This window comes from Blautia sp. An249, assembly GCF_002159835.1.
Lineage (GTDB): Bacteria > Bacillota > Clostridia > Lachnospirales > Lachnospiraceae > Blautia_A > Blautia_A avistercoris.
On record NZ_NFJL01000002.1, the window covers coordinates 28,692 to 43,713 of the forward strand.

A 15,022-nucleotide genomic window follows, 5' to 3' on the forward strand; every position below is an offset into this window, starting at 1 on the left:
AACGAAAGAAGCAGGATGTGGATTGGTAATTTCCGTCGTCCTGCTTCTGTCTTTTATTGCGTGTGAACTGTAATATATTTTTGGTTTTGGCTTCTTGGCTTATCGGGAATCGTCATTGCCAGCAATCCGCTATCCAACAGCGGTCGTAGATATTTTCGTGTGAAATTCTTTGAGTTTTTATATCCGCAATGTTCTGCGATTTCTGCTTTGGAGTGAGGTTCTTTGCAAAAAGACAAAATCGTATCTGCTATTGTCACTTGGGTCGTCACTTGGGTCGTCACTTGGGTCGTCACTTGGGTCTTTTCCCGCGGCCCCACTTTTTCTACTGCAACAGAAGTCAGCAGAACCACCGTGCGGAACACGTCACCCTCGATAAATTCCGGTGTGCCGCCGGAATAGTCCCGGTGTGCCAGACTGTTGGAAAAAATCTCCCGCAGGATTCTGTCCCTGGCGCTGACGCTTTGAATACCTTCTTGCACGAAAGGGTCGCTGAGATGTTTTTGCCCAAATGCGATCAGCCGGTCATAACTTTCCAGGAGATTTGTGATAATTACATCACGGTCATCATAGCGGTCCAGATTCTCTACCCGAAAAATGGCATCAGTCTTATGTTGGGGGAGGACTGACATGATGGTGGAATCCTTTCCAAAGAGAAGGATAGCCGAAAGGGTGATGCCTTCCAGCTGCTGTGTCTCATCTTTCAAAATCAGGCCGGCACTGCGAAGCATTTCTTCGTCAGACATGGATTTCCAGGGATGGTTGGAACTACGGATAGAAGTCATGGATCTGGCCCGTTCCATCAAATCAGACCGTAAATCATCCAACTGAAATCGGGTTACTTTATTGACAAAATAGCTGCCGCTTTTTCGTGCATACAGTTGGTACACCATATCGGAGTTGTCTGTAATGTCAATGTCAGATTCATGATTCCGGTCAAAAATGCGTCCTCGGTGACGGCATACCTGGCTGCTGCTCGGAACCTGAATGACCAGGATTGTGCGTCCATCTACAAGGGATGTTTCCGGCTGTAAGTAAAGCGGAGGATTGATTTTTTGGCCGTTGTTAATGGAGGTAACAAAATCCTTTTTCATGCGATCAACCGCATCCGGGGTGATGCCAAGAATCTCCCCGTTGTCTTTCACACCTAGGAGGATGATTCCGCCGTCGCGGTTGGAAAAGGAACAAACGGTATCGTATACATTTTTGGTAATTTCATTGGTAGATTTCTTAAACTCCACACAGATATTTTCGCCGTCATGTACGAGTTTCCGGAGTTCTGCTTCTGTCATAGAGGCAACTGTCCCCCTTTCAGTTTCAAATTCACATTTATATTATACGGTTTTTTTTTAAGAATATCAATTTCATGTCCACTTGAGAAGAGGAAAGTTTCAGGGTCCGGGGAAATAACAGAACCTGAATTTAAAATCCATATCTCGACGCTTTCCTCCTCTTGTGATATACTAAACAATAGTATGTCGTTACGAGAGGAGGAATTTTTATGGGCGAACAGACCAATCCGGATAAACCCATGAAACATATTTGTGCGGGTCTGCTGGCCCATGTGGACGCAGGAAAAACCACCCTGGCGGAAAGTCTTCTGTATCTGCGGGGAAGCGTAAGGAAACTGGGGCGGGTTGACCACAGGGACGCCTTTTTAGATACCTATGAGCTGGAGCGTTCCAGGGGAATCACCATCTTTTCCAAACAGGCACAGTTCCTCATGGGAGACAGGACGGTGACCCTCTTGGATACGCCGGGGCACGTGGATTTTTCCGCAGAAATGGAACGGACTCTGCAGGTTCTGGACTATGCAATTTTAGTGATCAGCGGGGCAGACGGGGTGCAGGGCCATGTGATGACCCTGTGGAAACTGCTGAAGGTCTACAAAGTCCCTGTCTTTTTATTTATTAACAAAATGGACCAGGAAGGAACCGACAGGGAGGCTCTGCTGAAGGAGCTGCAGACGAGACTGGATGAAAGATGTATAGATTTCAGCAGTGGACAGGAAGAAGAATTTCTGGAAAATCTGGCGGTCTGCGAGGAAAGGATCCTGGAGGAGTACCTGGAGAAGGGAACCATAGAAAGAGAAGAAATTACCCGGATGATTGGGCAGAGAAAAGTCTTCCCCTGCTACTTCGGCTCAGCCCTGAAACTGCAGGGGGTGGAAGAATTCCTGCAGGGACTGGAGACTTATACAAAACCACCGGTATACCCGACGGAATTTGGAGCCAGAGTTTATAAGATTGCCCGGGACGATAAGGGAGCCCGTCTCACCTACATGAAGATTACCGGAGGCAGCCTGAAAGTGAAAACCCTTCTGACTAACCGGGGAGAAGGGAAAGAAAAGGGTTCCGGGATCTGGGAAGAGAAGGTGGATCAGATCCGGATCTATTCCGGAGCTCAGTTTGAGACAGAGCAGGAAGCAGAGGCAGGAACCATCTGTGCCGTTACCGGCCTGGAGAAGACTTGTTGCGGCGAGGGCCTGGGAATCGAAACAGACTTTCATCTTCCCGTTCTGGAGCCGGTTCTGACTTATAAAGTACAGCTTCCCCAGGGATGCGACACCTCTCAGATGTTTTTGAAACTGCGTCAGCTGGAGGAGGAAGAACCGCAGCTTCATATTGTGTGGGATAAAGCCTCCAACGAAATCCATGCCCAGGTGATGGGAGAGGTGCAGATAGAAATTTTAAAAAGCATGATTCAAAAACGGTATGGAGTGGCAGTGAAATTCGGTTCCGGAACCATCGTCTATAAAGAAACCATTGCCGAGCCGGTGGAGGGAGTGGGGCACTTCGAACCCCTGCGCCATTATGCGGAGGCACATCTGCTTCTGGAACCGGGAGAGAGAGGCAGCGGGCTGGTTTTTTCCAGCGCCTGCAGCGAGGATATGCTGGATCGGAACTGGCAGCGTCTGATTCTGACCCACCTGGAAGAAAAGAAACATCCGGGGGTTTTAACCGGTTCTGAGATTACCGACATGAAAATCACCCTGATTGCGGGAAAAGCCCATCTGAAGCATACAGAAGGAGGCGACTTCCGTCAGGCCACTTACCGGGCGGTACGCCAGGGATTAAAGAAAGCAAAGAGCGTACTTTTAGAGCCGGTCTACGAGTTTCGTCTGGAGGTTCCCTCTCAGATGGTGGGGAGGGCCATGGCGGATATTCAGAAAATGCACGGGGAATTTCAGCCGCCGGAAACAGAAGGGGAAACGGCAGTATTAACGGGAACCGCGCCGGTGGCTTCCATGCAGGGGTATCAGACAGAAGTGATTTCTTATACCAAAGGACACGGAAGAATTTTCTGCAGCCTGAAAGGATATGAGGTCTGTCATAATTCCGAAGAAGTCATCGAGGCCATTGGATACGATTCAGAAAGGGATCTGGAAAACCCCACCGGTTCCGTTTTCTGTTCCCATGGAGCGGGAATCAATATCCGCTGGGATCAGGTTTCCGAATATATGCACGTGGAGAGCGGATGGAAACCAAAAGAGGAGCACAAAGAGATAAAAACCTCCGGAACTACAGCGGCTTCGGCTTCTTTTGGCGGATGGCAGGATGAGAAAGAACTGGAAGAGATTTTTAACCGTACTTATGGACAGAAGGACAGAAACCAGTATCTGTTTTCCTCCAGACAGGAAACGGGAAAGGTGGAAAAGCGCTTTAAAAAGCAGGAATACGATCAGGAATATCTTCTGGTAGACGGTTATAATATCATTTTTGCCTGGGAAGAGTTAAAAGAACTGGCGAAGATCAATGTGGAAAGCGCCAGAGACAAGCTGATGGATATTTTAAGCAATTACCAGGGATTCCGGAAAAATACGGTGATTCTGGTCTTTGACGCGTATAAAGTGGCCGGAAATAAAGGGGAAGTGATGAAATACCACAACATTTATGTGGTATATACGAAAGAAGCTGAAACAGCGGATCAGTATATTGAAAAGACGGTTCATGAAATCGGAAAGCGGTGCAAAGTCACCGTCGCCACCTCAGATGCGCTGGAACAGCTGATTATTATGGGACAGGGAGCAGAACGGATGTCTGCCAGAGGGCTGTATGAAGAAATCGCCCTGGTAAACCAGGAATTAAGAAGCTCTTATCTGAACAGACAAAAGAAGGGAAACCTCCGGCTGTTTCATGATTTGCCTGAAGATCTGGCAGAATATATGGAAGAGGTGCGTATCGGGAAAAAAGAGATTTAGGAACAGAGAAAAAAGAAAATCAGGAATAATTCTTGACATTAGGAATAAATAAAGGTAAGATAGAATGCATAAATATAAGGGAATGCAAAGATGGGGACACATTATCCGTTCAGATTCAGCACAGAGAGCTGTCGGTTGGTGCAAGACAGAGAGAAAGAGCGGGATAACATCACCCTGGAGCATCTGGACGAAAGGGTTTTCCTGAGTAGGGACAGACGGATTCTCACCGTTACAGGAGACGTTGTTGACTGACAGCGATAAGAGTTGATTGTATATTTATGCAATAAGCAGAGTGGTACCGCGGAGTGATTCGTCCCTGCAGCAGTTTTGCTGCAGGGACTTTTTATATTGCAGCGGCGCAGGAAAAAGAAAGCTGTCAGATTACTGTAGGGTAGAATGAAAACATTCTCTGATTCCACAAAAAACAGGAAAGAGGGATGAGAAAATGAGTGGAGTTATGATGATGGTAATTGCCATCGTAGTTTTAGGAGGCGCCTATCTGCTGTATGGACGCTATCTGGAAAAGAAATGGGGAATTGATCCAAAAGCCAAAACCCCGGCCTATGAACTGGAAGACGGAGTTGACTATGTACCGGCGGATACCAACGTGGTATTCGGTCATCAGTTTGCCTCCATTGCAGGGGCAGGACCCATTAACGGACCGATTCAGGCGGCGATTTTCGGCTGGCTTCCGGTTATGCTCTGGATTTTAATCGGCGGTGTATTCTTCGGCGCGGTACAGGACTTTGCATCTATGTACGCTTCAGTAAAAAATAAGGGAAGAACCATAGGCTATATTATTGAAGAATATATTGGAAAGCTTGGAAAGAAGCTGTTTTTACTGTTCTGCTGGCTGTTTTGTATCCTGGTAGTAGCTGCATTTGCAGATGTGGTAGCAGGAACCTTTAACGGTTTTTCCCAGGCAGCAGACGGAACAGCAGCAAAGATAACAGCCAATGGAGCAGTAGCAATGACCTCCATGCTGTTTATTGTTGAAGCAGTAGCTCTGGGAATGATTTTACGTTACGGAAAATTACATAAATGGGTAAATACAGGAATTGCCATTGTGATGCTGGTGGCTGCTGTGGCTGTCGGACTGAAATTCCCTATCTACATCAATCAGAGTACCTGGCACATTATTATTTTCCTGTATGTGTTAGTGGCTTCTGTAGCCCCCGTATGGAGTCTGCTGCAGCCCAGAGATTATCTGAACAGCTATCTGCTGATCTTTATGATTGTTGCAGCAATAATTGGTATTTTCGTTTCCAATCCGCAGTGTCACCTGGAAGCCTTTACTTCTTTTAACGTAGACGGACAGATGCTGTTTCCAATATTATTTGTAACCATTGCCTGCGGAGCTGTTTCCGGATTCCATTCCCTGGTTTCTTCCGGAACAGCATCCAAACAGATTAAAAGTGAGAAAAATATGCTCCCGGTTTCTTTCGGAGCGATGCTGATGGAAAGTATGCTGGCTATCATTGCTTTAGTTGCAGTGGCTTCTTTTGCAACGGGAGAGGCGGAAGCGGCAGGACTGACAACGCAGCCTCAGATTTTTTCCGGAGCGATTGCCAACTTTTTAACTGCTGTGGGACTTCCCTACAATCTGACGTTTACGTTGATTAACCTGGCTGTCTCTGCTTTTGCACTGACTTCCCTGGACTCTGTAGCCCGTGTGGGCCGTCTGTCCTTCCAGGAATTCTTCCTGGATGCAGATACCGATGAGGAAAATATGGGACCGGTGAAAAAACTGATGGTAAATAAATATTTTGCCACCATTATAACTCTGGTACTGGCTTATCTGCTGGCAAAAGTAGGATATGCAGAGATCTGGCCGCTGTTCGGATCTGCCAACCAGTTATTATCTGTACTTGCCTTAGTTGCCTGTGCCGTATTTTTAAAGAAGACGAAACGCCAGGGAGCCATGCTCTGGATTCCGATGGTCTTCATGATGGCGGTTACCTTTTCTGCCCTGGGAATTACCATTTATAAGTTAAGCAGTGCGTTCGTCACCACCGGCTTAAGCCTGGGCAATACCCTTCAGCTTATTTTCGCCGTACTGCTTCTGATTCTGGGCGTTATTGTAGCCATCCAGGGGATTAAGAAATTAATGGAACCGGAAAAAACTAAGAAAACCGATAAGGTAGTTGCGTAAGCACTGAATAAAGAAGGACTGTCTGACAAAAGCTGCAGACAGTCCGTCTTTTTTCTGATATGATAAAAAGCAGGATAAGGCAGAAAGGAGAGAGAACATGAGACAGAAAGAGAGAACGCAGATGTCAGAATCTATGCTGCTGGCAGTTTTTCTGACTCTGGCGGGAGGCTTTCAGGACGCGTATTCCTATAATTGCCGGGACAAAGTCTTTGCCAATGCCCAGACGGGGAACATTGTTTTGCTGGGGCAGAATCTGGCTCAGGGCAATTGGGAGGCCGCTGTTCGTTATCTGGTTCCTCTGGGAGCGTTTTTGCTGGGAGTTTATGTGACAGAATGGGTACATTATCACTATAAAGAATATGAAAAAATTCACTGGAGGCAGATGGTACTGCTGGCAGAAACGGTTATTTTAATTGCAGTTGGATTCTTTCCTCAGTCCTGGAATATGTTTGCCAATGGAATCCTGTCTTTTGCCTGCGCCATGCAGGTCAACAGTTTCCGCAAATTCCGCGGCATTCCCTGCGCTACTACCATGTGCATCGGAAATATGAGAAGCGGAACGGAATATCTGTGCCGGTATCATCTTACAAAAGATCCCCAGATGAAGAAGAAAAGTATTCATTATTATACAATAATTCTCATCTTTGCCGTTGGAGCTGCCTGGGGAGCCCTGGCCAGTAATACCCTGGGAGAAAGGGCAATCTGGATCTCCGCCGTGTTCCTGGTACTGGGATTTCTTTTAATGTTTCTAAAAGAAGATTCGGGGCTGATATTTCGTCAGGAAAAATAGTCGCCGATGGGTCGCAGCCTGCCTTTCTGGATGTGAGCGCCGTTTTCCAGTAGCTCCATAAAGGCAGACAGGGTGTCCCGGATTTCTTCTGTGGATTTAGGGGCCAGAATGTTGTCCAGTTCCGTGGTAAAGACAAGGATCACAATCTCTGCCAGAGAAGAGGGATCCTTACAGCCGATAACTCCCTGTTCTATTCCCTGACGGATAATCTCTGTAAGTACAGGAGACAGGCTGGCTATCATATACTGAATATATTTCTGGTGAATCAGAGCGTTTTCCTGGGACTCCCAGAAATCGCTGCTCTCTGTGCGGCTGAGCTCCATGGAGGCCTCCTGACAGAGAAGAAACAGGGAGGTCATTCTCTCAAAGGGAGAGAGCTCCTGCTGAGAGGCAAGCTTATAGGCATTTTCAATGGTTTTTTTATAGTTTCTCTGAATCAATTGTTCTAAAATATCGTTCTTAGAGGAAAAGTAGTAATAGATGCTGCCTTTCCCGATTCCCGCTTCTTTTGCAATATCGGTAACCGATATGGTGCGCACATCACTGCTTTTCAGTAATTTTTCCATAGCATCTAAAATCTGATGGTATTTTTCCGAAGAAGGCATGGATAACTTCCTTTCTATAAAGAGTCTGACCGGTGTACGAGACTTCGTACACCGGCGCTGATATATACATCAGTATACCATAAACGACGGGATTTTACTACTATTGACTCAGGTTTGAAAACATGATACTGTAGTAATATATGAGTTCGACTACTGGTCGAAAAAGAGAAAAAAAGGGGGAAAAAAGATGACATATTCCGAACTGTTTGCTGAAGTGCGGGCACTTTTTTCAGAGGCAGATGTAAGCAATGTGAAAGAACATCTGGCATTTCAATTTAATATTACAGGCGAAGGAGAGGGGATCTTCTACGCAGAGGTAAAAGACGGGAAATTAAGCGTGGAGCCTTATGAATATTTTGACAGAGATGTAATATTTACCTGTTCGGCAGAAACTCTGCTGAAGATTGCAAAGGGAAAGACCGATCCGGTTCTGGCGTTTACCCTTGGAAAACTGAAAGTGGACGGGGATATTGATAAAGCGCTGGTTTTAAAAGAGTTTATAAAAAAATAAAAGAAGGGATTAGATGAAAGGAATCACGAAAATCGCCGTTGGGATTGCGGCGGCAGGAGCCGCCCAGGGAGCCCTGGCCGAATATTTTTACAGAAGAACCATGGTCCGCCAGAGAGCGAAAGTAGAACGGACGACAAAGATGGCGGGAACTGACTGGGCACAGTACAAGCCCTTACTGGAAAAGCGAAAAGAAGCCTTTCTGATGCAGCAGATGGAAGATGTATATGTTCGTGCTTTTGACGGGCTGAAACTACACGGAACCTTTGTAAAAAAGGATACAAAGAAAGTGGTGATCTGTTTCCACGGCTACACCAGTAAAGGCATGAATGATTTTATCGGACTTTCCGATTATTATCTGAGAAATCATTATTCCATGTTGCTGGTGGATGAACGGGCCCACGGAGAAAGTGAAGGAACCTACATCGGATTCGGCTGTCTGGACAGAATGGACGCTTTAAGATGGATTGAATATGTGACAGACCGTATGGGAGAAGACGTGCAGATTATTCTTCATGGAATTTCCATGGGCGGGGCCACAGTTCTGATGACTTCCGGTCTGCAGCTTCCTTCCAGTGTCAGGGGAATTATCTCAGACTGCGGATTTACATCGGCGAAAGAAGTATTTGCTTCTGTCCTGAAAAATATGTATCACCTGCCTCCGTTTCTGGTTCTGCCCCTTGCGGACAGAATGAACCAAAAGCGGGCGGGCTACGGACTGGATGAATGTAATGCTGCAAGAGAAGTGAAGAAGGCGCAGGTACCTATCCTGCTGATTCACGGAGAGGGGGATACCTTTGTTCCCTGCTGGATGTGCGACAGGATATATGAAAACTGTGCATCAGAAAAGAAAAAACTGATTGTAAAAGGGGCCGCCCATGCGGAGTCTTATTACAAAGATACAGAAGCTTATGAAAAGGCAATGGATGCGTTTTTAGGAGGTATCATAGAATGAAAACAAGATATGGAAATAAGGTGTATCCCTTAACTGCTGCACAGAGATTACATTTTTTTTATCAGCAGTACTGTCCTAAGAAACAGGTTCTGAATATTGGAACCAGTGTAACCATCGAAACAGAGGTTAATTTTGAAGAACTGAAGAAGGCCATTTATCAGGCCTATGACCGCTGCGAATCCATGCGTCTGAGATTTGCAAAAGACAAAGACGGCACCTGTTATCAGTATGTGGTAAAGAAAGAAGAGCGGGACATCGAATACGTAAACTTCACAGGCTGGAAGGAAGAAGATGCCCAGAATGAGATGAAAAAGTGGACGTCCGTACCCTTTGAGAAATACGATTCTCCACAGAACCGGATTGTAATGATTACTACTCCGGACGGATACAACGGCTTGTATCTGCTGGTGGATCATATGACCATGGACGCTCAGTCTCTGATTGGTTTTCTTAAAGACATCATTGAACTTTACTGCAGCAGTATGTATGAAGGGGTAAATCCGCCCACAGCTACCTATTCGTATCTGGAACAGCTGAAAAAAGATCTGGCCTATGAACAGGGATGCAAAGCTCAGGAAAGAGACCGGGAATTCTTCCATAACCTGATTGAGACGGCAAACCCCATCTATAACGATATTGACGGGGTGAAACGTCTGATGGAAGTCCGCAGAGAGAAAAAAGACGATACCTTAAGAGCGGTAAAGGATGTATCCGAGAGCGTGGACTCCAATATTGCAGCTTTCCATCTGGAAGCGGAGCCGAGCCGGAGACTTCTGGAATTCTGTCATGAGAACCAGGTGTCAATGGTGTGCCTGCTGATGATGGGACTGCGCACCTATTTCCAGAAGCTAAACGGATATGATGAGGTCTCCATCGTTACCACAGTGGCCCGCCGGGCAACGGTAAAGGAAAAGAAATCAGGAGGAACCAGAATTCACTGCTTCCCCTTCTGTACCTCTGTTTCCAAAGACGATACCTTCATCGAGGGAATTTATAAAATCAGAGACGGACAGAACCGTCTGTTCCGTCACGCCAATTTCGATCCGGTAGAATACTATGGATACCGGAGCAAATATTATGGATTTAAAGAAGGGGAGACTTTTGAGCCCATGAGTCTTACCTATCAGCCGATGACTCTTCAGGAGAAAGGCCTTACGCAGTTGGGAGACATCAAATACAAAACCCAGTGGTATCCTAACGGGGCAGCAGCCCACAGACTTTATCTGACCGTAATGCACCGCTCCACAGACAATGGACTGGACTTTAATTTTGAACATCAGACAGGGGCCTACTCCTATGAGAAACTGGAATATTTCTACTATTATCTCTGCAAGATTCTGTTTAAGGGAATTGAAAACAAAGATTTAAAAGTAGGAGATATTCTGAATCTGGTTTAAACGATAAAATGTCAGGAGGATACAAAGATGCTGGAACAGGTAAAAGAAATTATTTGTGAATATGTGGAAGTGGATCCGTCAGAGATTCATGAAGAATCCAGATTTATCGAAGATCTGGGCTTTACCTCTTTTGACTTCATGAGTATGGTAGGAGAATTTGAAGATACCTTTGATATTGAAGTAAGAGAAGAAGATGTAGTACATGTGAAAACAGTGGGAGAGGCCATAGAATATGTGAAAAAACTTCAGGCCGAATAGGAAAGGGAGAGCTTATGGCAGTACAAACTTTACGGGAGCTTCTTGTACGTGCGGCAGATACATATGGAGAGGGAGATGCCTTCCGCTATAAAGAAAAAAAGAATATTGTTACCAGAAGTTATCTGGATTTGAAAAGAGACAGCGAGGCATTTTCCAGAATGCTGGCAAAGAAAGGGATGGAAGGAACACATGTGGCAATTGTGGGAAGCACTTCTTACCTTTGGGTAGTCAGTTATTTCGGAGCCGTAAATGGGGGGAATGTGGCGGTACCCTTAGACGCATCCCTTCCCAAAGAAGCGCTCTGCCGTCTTTTAGAGAGAGCGGAGGTCAGCGTCTTCGTATATGACGCAGGAAAGAAAGAGACTGCAGAGCTGGCAAAAGAGAAATGTCCTTCCATAAAAGAATTTATTGCGATGGAAGAACTGCCCCGGATTCTGGAAGAAAACCAGGGAGAATATGAAAAGGAAGTGACTCCGGACAGCCTGTGCACCATCATGTTTACTTCCGGAACCACCGGAGAAAGTAAGGGCGTGATGCTGACCCACAGAAATCTGGCAGATAACGCTACCTGTCTGGATATGAAAATTCCGCCCAGAACAGTAACCATGTCAGTGCTCCCCATTCATCATGCATACTGTCTCAGTATGGATATTTTGAAGGCGCTGGATCTGGGATCGATCATCTGTATCAATGACTCCATTATGAGAGTGGTTAAGAATATGAAGATTTTCCAGCCGGAAATGATGCTGATGGTACCTATGATGATTGAAACGATTTATAATAAACTCCAGGATACCCCTCTGATTCCCAAAAAGCTGCTGGCGAAAGAGGTTTTCGGAGGCAAGCTGAAAACCATATGCAGCGGAGGCGCTTACCTGGATCCGGACATGGTGACAAAATTTGCAGAATATGGGATTACCATTCTCCAGGGTTACGGAATGACAGAGTGTTCGCCCGTTATCAGTACCAATCTCTACTGGGACAGCAAAGAGGCCTCCGTGGGCAAACTGATGCCCGGCTGTCAGGCGAAAATCGTGGACAACGAAATCTGGGTAAAAAGCCCCAGCGTAATGATGGGTTATTATAAAATGCCCGAAGAGACAGCAGAGGTTCTGGAAGACGGATGGCTGAAAACAGGAGATTTGGGATATGTGGACGAAGATCAGTTCGTCTTTCTCACCGGAAGAAAGAAAAATCTGATTATCCTGAAGAACGGAGAAAACGTTTCTCCGGAAGAAATCGAAAACCAGCTCTCCAAAGAACGACTGGTAAAAGAGGTTCTGGTTCGGGAAGCGGAAGGATCCATTGAAGCGGAAATATTCCCGGATGAGGAATACGCAGGCAGGAAACGGATCCGGAAGATAGAAGAGAAGATTCAGGAGATTGTAGACAACTACAACAAACAGGTACCCATGTATAAACAGGTACATAAACTGAAACTGAGAGATACGGAATTTGAAAAAACTCCGTCTAAAAAAATAAAACGTTTCTAAAATAAAGAAGAAAGAAGGCAGTCAGGCGAAAGATCGTCCGGCTGCCTTGTCATATCCGGGGATCCGGGGTATACTTTTTTTATTGCCGGGAAACAGGAGGGAAAACAATGGAATGGGTCTATGCGTTAGGAGAACAACTGGAAGAAATACCGAAAGAACAGGCCATAAGAGAACAGATTCCTTCGGTTTTTCTCACAGATTCAGAAAATTACCGGGAACTTCTGGAGGAAGCAGGGATTTGCTATGAAGGGGAAGCGAAACTCTCCCTGGTGAGCTTCTGCCGGGTAGAAACCCAGCAGGAGTGTATCTGCGGCTCTCTGGCAATTCCCAGGCTTTCAGACATACAGGGAATCCGCTCCAGGCTTTTATTCTTTGTCAGTAAAGAGAATATTGTGATCGCAGACGACGGAGAGTTTGCCCGGGCGCTTATAGAGCGGATTCAGGAGAAGAAAATCCACCAGGGAGATACAAAAGAAAAGTTTCTCTATAATTTTATGGCAGAGTTTATGAGTAAGGATATGGAATTTCTGTCAGGATATGAAAAGCGGATCATCGAAATGGAGGAAGATATCATTGCAGGGAGAACCAGGGAATTTCAGAAAAGGCTCATGCCAATCCGCAAGGAACTGCTGAATCTGAGGGGATATTATGACGAACTGTCTGATATGGGAGACGAGCTGGAAAGCGATGAAAACGATTTTCTGGAAGAATCTCAGCAGAAATATTTCGGAATCATTGCCGGTCGGGCCAATCGCCTCTTAGGACGCACCGTCTATCTTCTGGAGTATGCCCAACAGATAAAAGAAGCCTGCCAGGCTCAGATCGACGCCAGACAGAACAGAAACATGCAGTATCTGACCATGATTACCACCATCTTCTTTCCCCTGACGCTAATTACCGGATGGTACGGCATGAACTTCCGGAATATGCCGGAACTGGAAAACGGCTATCCCGGAGTCATCCTTTTAAGTCTGGCGGTTCTCATAGCCTGTATTCTCTTTTTCAGAAAGAAAAAAATCTTATGAGAAAAACAGGATGCAAAGAAGCATACACAGAGGCTGGTGTACCAGATAAAGAAGCAGACTGTGCTGGCCTGCTTTCGTCAGTATGGGCAGCCGACGGCAGAGAAGGGGGCGCAGCCTGGGAGCGTTTGTGAGGATAGGATTGAGAAAGTAACCTGCACAAAAGAGAAAGAACCAGGGCAGCAGAGGGAAATAATCACTGGAATAAAAATGCGCCGAAGGAAATCCCAGAGGCGCCAGGAATTTTGCTTCATACAGAAATTCCGGAACCTGGATAAGGGACAGATTGCCGAATCCCAGGAAATGGCGGGTAACCGGATAAAAAAAGAGAAAAAGCAAAAAACTTACGCACACTCCGACCCGGGGAGAAATTTTAGATAATACGGGATCCAAAAGGATCAGAAGTAAAACGGCGCATCCCAGAAAATTTAAAATTCCAAACAGTATCAGGCTGTCCGGCAGAATCAGCCAGGTAATCAGGGTAAGAAGCAGGCCGAAACCGTTTAGGAGCAGTCCGCGGCGAAGGTTATGCCTTCTTCCCCAATGCCAGGAGATACCGGCAATTAAGATAAAAGTACAGCAAATAAAACGCTCCCAGAGGATCACCGGGGGATGCTGAAACCACTGGGGAGAACGGCCGAAAATAACAAAAATGTCATAACAGAGATGATAAGCAATCATATGAAAAACAGCAAAACCCCGCAGGGCGTCTATCAGATAAAAACGTTGTCTCAAAGCTGTCTGCATGAAAAAATACCTCGCAAATAAGAATACTTTATTATACCATTGAAAAAGAAAAACCTACAAGAGGAGAAACACCTGCATGAAAGGATAAGGTACCCATTATGAACAATTTCGATTTGGCAGTCTGCCTGACAGCCGTAAATCTGCTGGCTTTTTTTCTGTTTGGAGTGGATAAATACAAAGCCAGAAAGAAGAAATGGCGCATTTCGGAAACTACCCTGTGGACGGTCTCCATCCTGGGAGGAAGCCTGGGAGCGTGGCTGGGAATGCAGATTTTCCGACATAAGACAAAACATAAAACATTTGTGATAGGAATTCCTGTGCTGTTTGTATGTCAGATTCTTATAGGAACAGGAATTTTAAGATATTTCCAGTAGAAAGGAAGGAAAGTATGAGAGAGCAGCTCACAGAAAATGATATAAAGAAAATTCAGGAAGAAATTGACTACCGGAAACTGGTAGTGAGAAAAGAAGCCATTGAGGCAGTTAAGGAGGCCAGGGCCCAGGGAGACTTAAGCGAAAACTTTGAATACTATGCGGCCAAAAAGGATAAAAATAAAAATGAAAGCCGGATTCGCTACCTGGAGAGAATGCTGAAAACGGCAAAGGTGGTAAAGGACGAGTCTAAGGAGGACGAGGTAGGACTGAACGACGAGGTGGTATTGTATATGGAAGACGATGAAGAATGTGAGACTTACAAACTGGTAACTTCTATCCGAAGCAACTCCTTAAGTAATAAAATCAGCATTGAGTCCCCCATTGGAAAAGCGATTCTGGGGCACAAAGTGCAGGACCGGGTCTATGTGAAAATCAGCGAAAATGCAGGATATTATCTGGTTATCCGCTCCATAAAGAAAAATGTGGGAGAGGAGACAGACCAAATCCGCAGTTTCTGATTTTA

General features: G+C 45.7%; 14 protein-coding genes and 1 other annotated feature. Of the genes, 11 read left to right on the forward strand and 3 right to left on the reverse strand.

Annotation, left to right across the window (positions count from 1 at the left end):
• Positions 1 to 53 precede the first annotated feature (53 nt).
• Complete coding sequence (locus B5F53_RS02305; protein ID WP_087219148.1) at positions 54 to 1,289, reverse strand: AlbA family DNA-binding domain-containing protein; 1,236 nt, start codon at positions 1,287 to 1,289, stop codon at positions 54 to 56.
• Between the two features lie 209 nt (positions 1,290 to 1,498).
• Between B5F53_RS02305 and B5F53_RS02310 the strand changes: the two genes are divergently transcribed.
• The 3 genes from B5F53_RS02310 (at position 1,499) to B5F53_RS02320 (ending at position 7,140) form a co-directional block, all read left to right on the forward strand.
• Positions 1,499 to 4,198 (forward strand): translation factor GTPase family protein, encoded by a 2,700-nt coding sequence (locus tag B5F53_RS02310; protein WP_242970212.1) that lies wholly within the window; start codon positions 1,499 to 1,501, stop codon positions 4,196 to 4,198.
• A 78-nt stretch (positions 4,199 to 4,276) separates the two neighbouring features.
• Positions 4,277 to 4,519 (forward strand) — a binding site (T-box leader).
• A 124-nt stretch (positions 4,520 to 4,643) separates the two neighbouring features.
• Positions 4,644 to 6,350, forward strand: coding sequence for a carbon starvation CstA family protein (locus B5F53_RS02315; RefSeq protein WP_087219152.1), 1,707 nt, complete (start codon positions 4,644 to 4,646; stop codon positions 6,348 to 6,350).
• Between the two features lie 97 nt (positions 6,351 to 6,447).
• On the forward strand, positions 6,448 to 7,140 hold the full coding sequence (locus B5F53_RS02320) for a YoaK family protein (protein WP_087219155.1): 693 nt from the start codon (positions 6,448 to 6,450) through the stop codon (positions 7,138 to 7,140).
• Here the strand turns inward: B5F53_RS02320 and B5F53_RS02325 are convergent.
• Entirely contained in the window at positions 7,128 to 7,745 is a 618-nt protein-coding gene (locus B5F53_RS02325) for a TetR/AcrR family transcriptional regulator (RefSeq protein ID WP_087219158.1), read from the reverse strand. The genes B5F53_RS02320 and B5F53_RS02325 overlap by 13 nt on opposite strands.
• 187 nt (positions 7,746 to 7,932) lie before the next feature.
• On the opposite strand from B5F53_RS02325, the gene B5F53_RS02330 reads away from it, so the two are divergent.
• The 6 genes from B5F53_RS02330 to B5F53_RS02355 all read left to right on the forward strand — a co-directional run bounded on the left by B5F53_RS02330 (position 7,933) and on the right by B5F53_RS02355 (position 13,381).
• Positions 7,933 to 8,256 (forward strand): SCP2 sterol-binding domain-containing protein, encoded by a 324-nt coding sequence (locus B5F53_RS02330; RefSeq protein WP_087219161.1) that lies wholly within the window; start codon positions 7,933 to 7,935, stop codon positions 8,254 to 8,256.
• A gap of 13 nt (positions 8,257 to 8,269) precedes the next feature.
• On the forward strand, positions 8,270 to 9,208 hold the full coding sequence (locus tag B5F53_RS02335; RefSeq protein WP_087219164.1) for an alpha/beta hydrolase: 939 nt from the start codon (positions 8,270 to 8,272) through the stop codon (positions 9,206 to 9,208).
• Positions 9,205 to 10,605, forward strand: coding sequence for a condensation domain-containing protein (locus B5F53_RS02340; protein WP_087219167.1), 1,401 nt, complete (start codon positions 9,205 to 9,207; stop codon positions 10,603 to 10,605). The genes B5F53_RS02335 and B5F53_RS02340 overlap by 4 nt, the downstream gene beginning before the upstream one ends.
• Positions 10,606 to 10,632: 27 nt before the next feature.
• A complete protein-coding gene (locus tag B5F53_RS02345; protein WP_087219170.1) occupies positions 10,633 to 10,863 on the forward strand; it encodes an acyl carrier protein in 231 nt (76 codons plus the stop codon).
• Between the two features lie 14 nt (positions 10,864 to 10,877).
• On the forward strand, positions 10,878 to 12,356 hold the full coding sequence (locus tag B5F53_RS02350) for an AMP-dependent synthetase/ligase (RefSeq protein ID WP_087219174.1): 1,479 nt from the start codon (positions 10,878 to 10,880) through the stop codon (positions 12,354 to 12,356).
• A gap of 107 nt (positions 12,357 to 12,463) precedes the next feature.
• Positions 12,464 to 13,381, forward strand: a complete 918-nt coding sequence (locus B5F53_RS02355) for a magnesium transporter CorA family protein (RefSeq protein WP_087219177.1) — start codon at positions 12,464 to 12,466, stop codon at positions 13,379 to 13,381.
• On the opposite strand, the gene B5F53_RS02360 is transcribed toward B5F53_RS02355, so the two are convergent.
• The gene (locus tag B5F53_RS02360) at positions 13,376 to 14,125 is read right to left on the reverse strand and encodes a heparan-alpha-glucosaminide N-acetyltransferase domain-containing protein (protein ID WP_087219180.1); all 750 of its coding nucleotides are present in this window, start codon (positions 14,123 to 14,125) and stop codon (positions 13,376 to 13,378) included. The genes B5F53_RS02355 and B5F53_RS02360 overlap by 6 nt on opposite strands.
• A 98-nt stretch (positions 14,126 to 14,223) precedes the next feature.
• On the opposite strand from B5F53_RS02360, the gene B5F53_RS02365 reads away from it, so the two are divergent.
• Complete coding sequence (locus B5F53_RS02365; RefSeq protein WP_087219184.1) at positions 14,224 to 14,499, forward strand: DUF1294 domain-containing protein; 276 nt, start codon at positions 14,224 to 14,226, stop codon at positions 14,497 to 14,499.
• A gap of 14 nt (positions 14,500 to 14,513) precedes the next feature.
• Positions 14,514 to 15,017 (forward strand): GreA/GreB family elongation factor, encoded by a 504-nt coding sequence (locus B5F53_RS02370; protein WP_087219187.1) that lies wholly within the window; start codon positions 14,514 to 14,516, stop codon positions 15,015 to 15,017.
• The last annotated feature ends 5 nt before the right edge of the window (positions 15,018 to 15,022 follow it).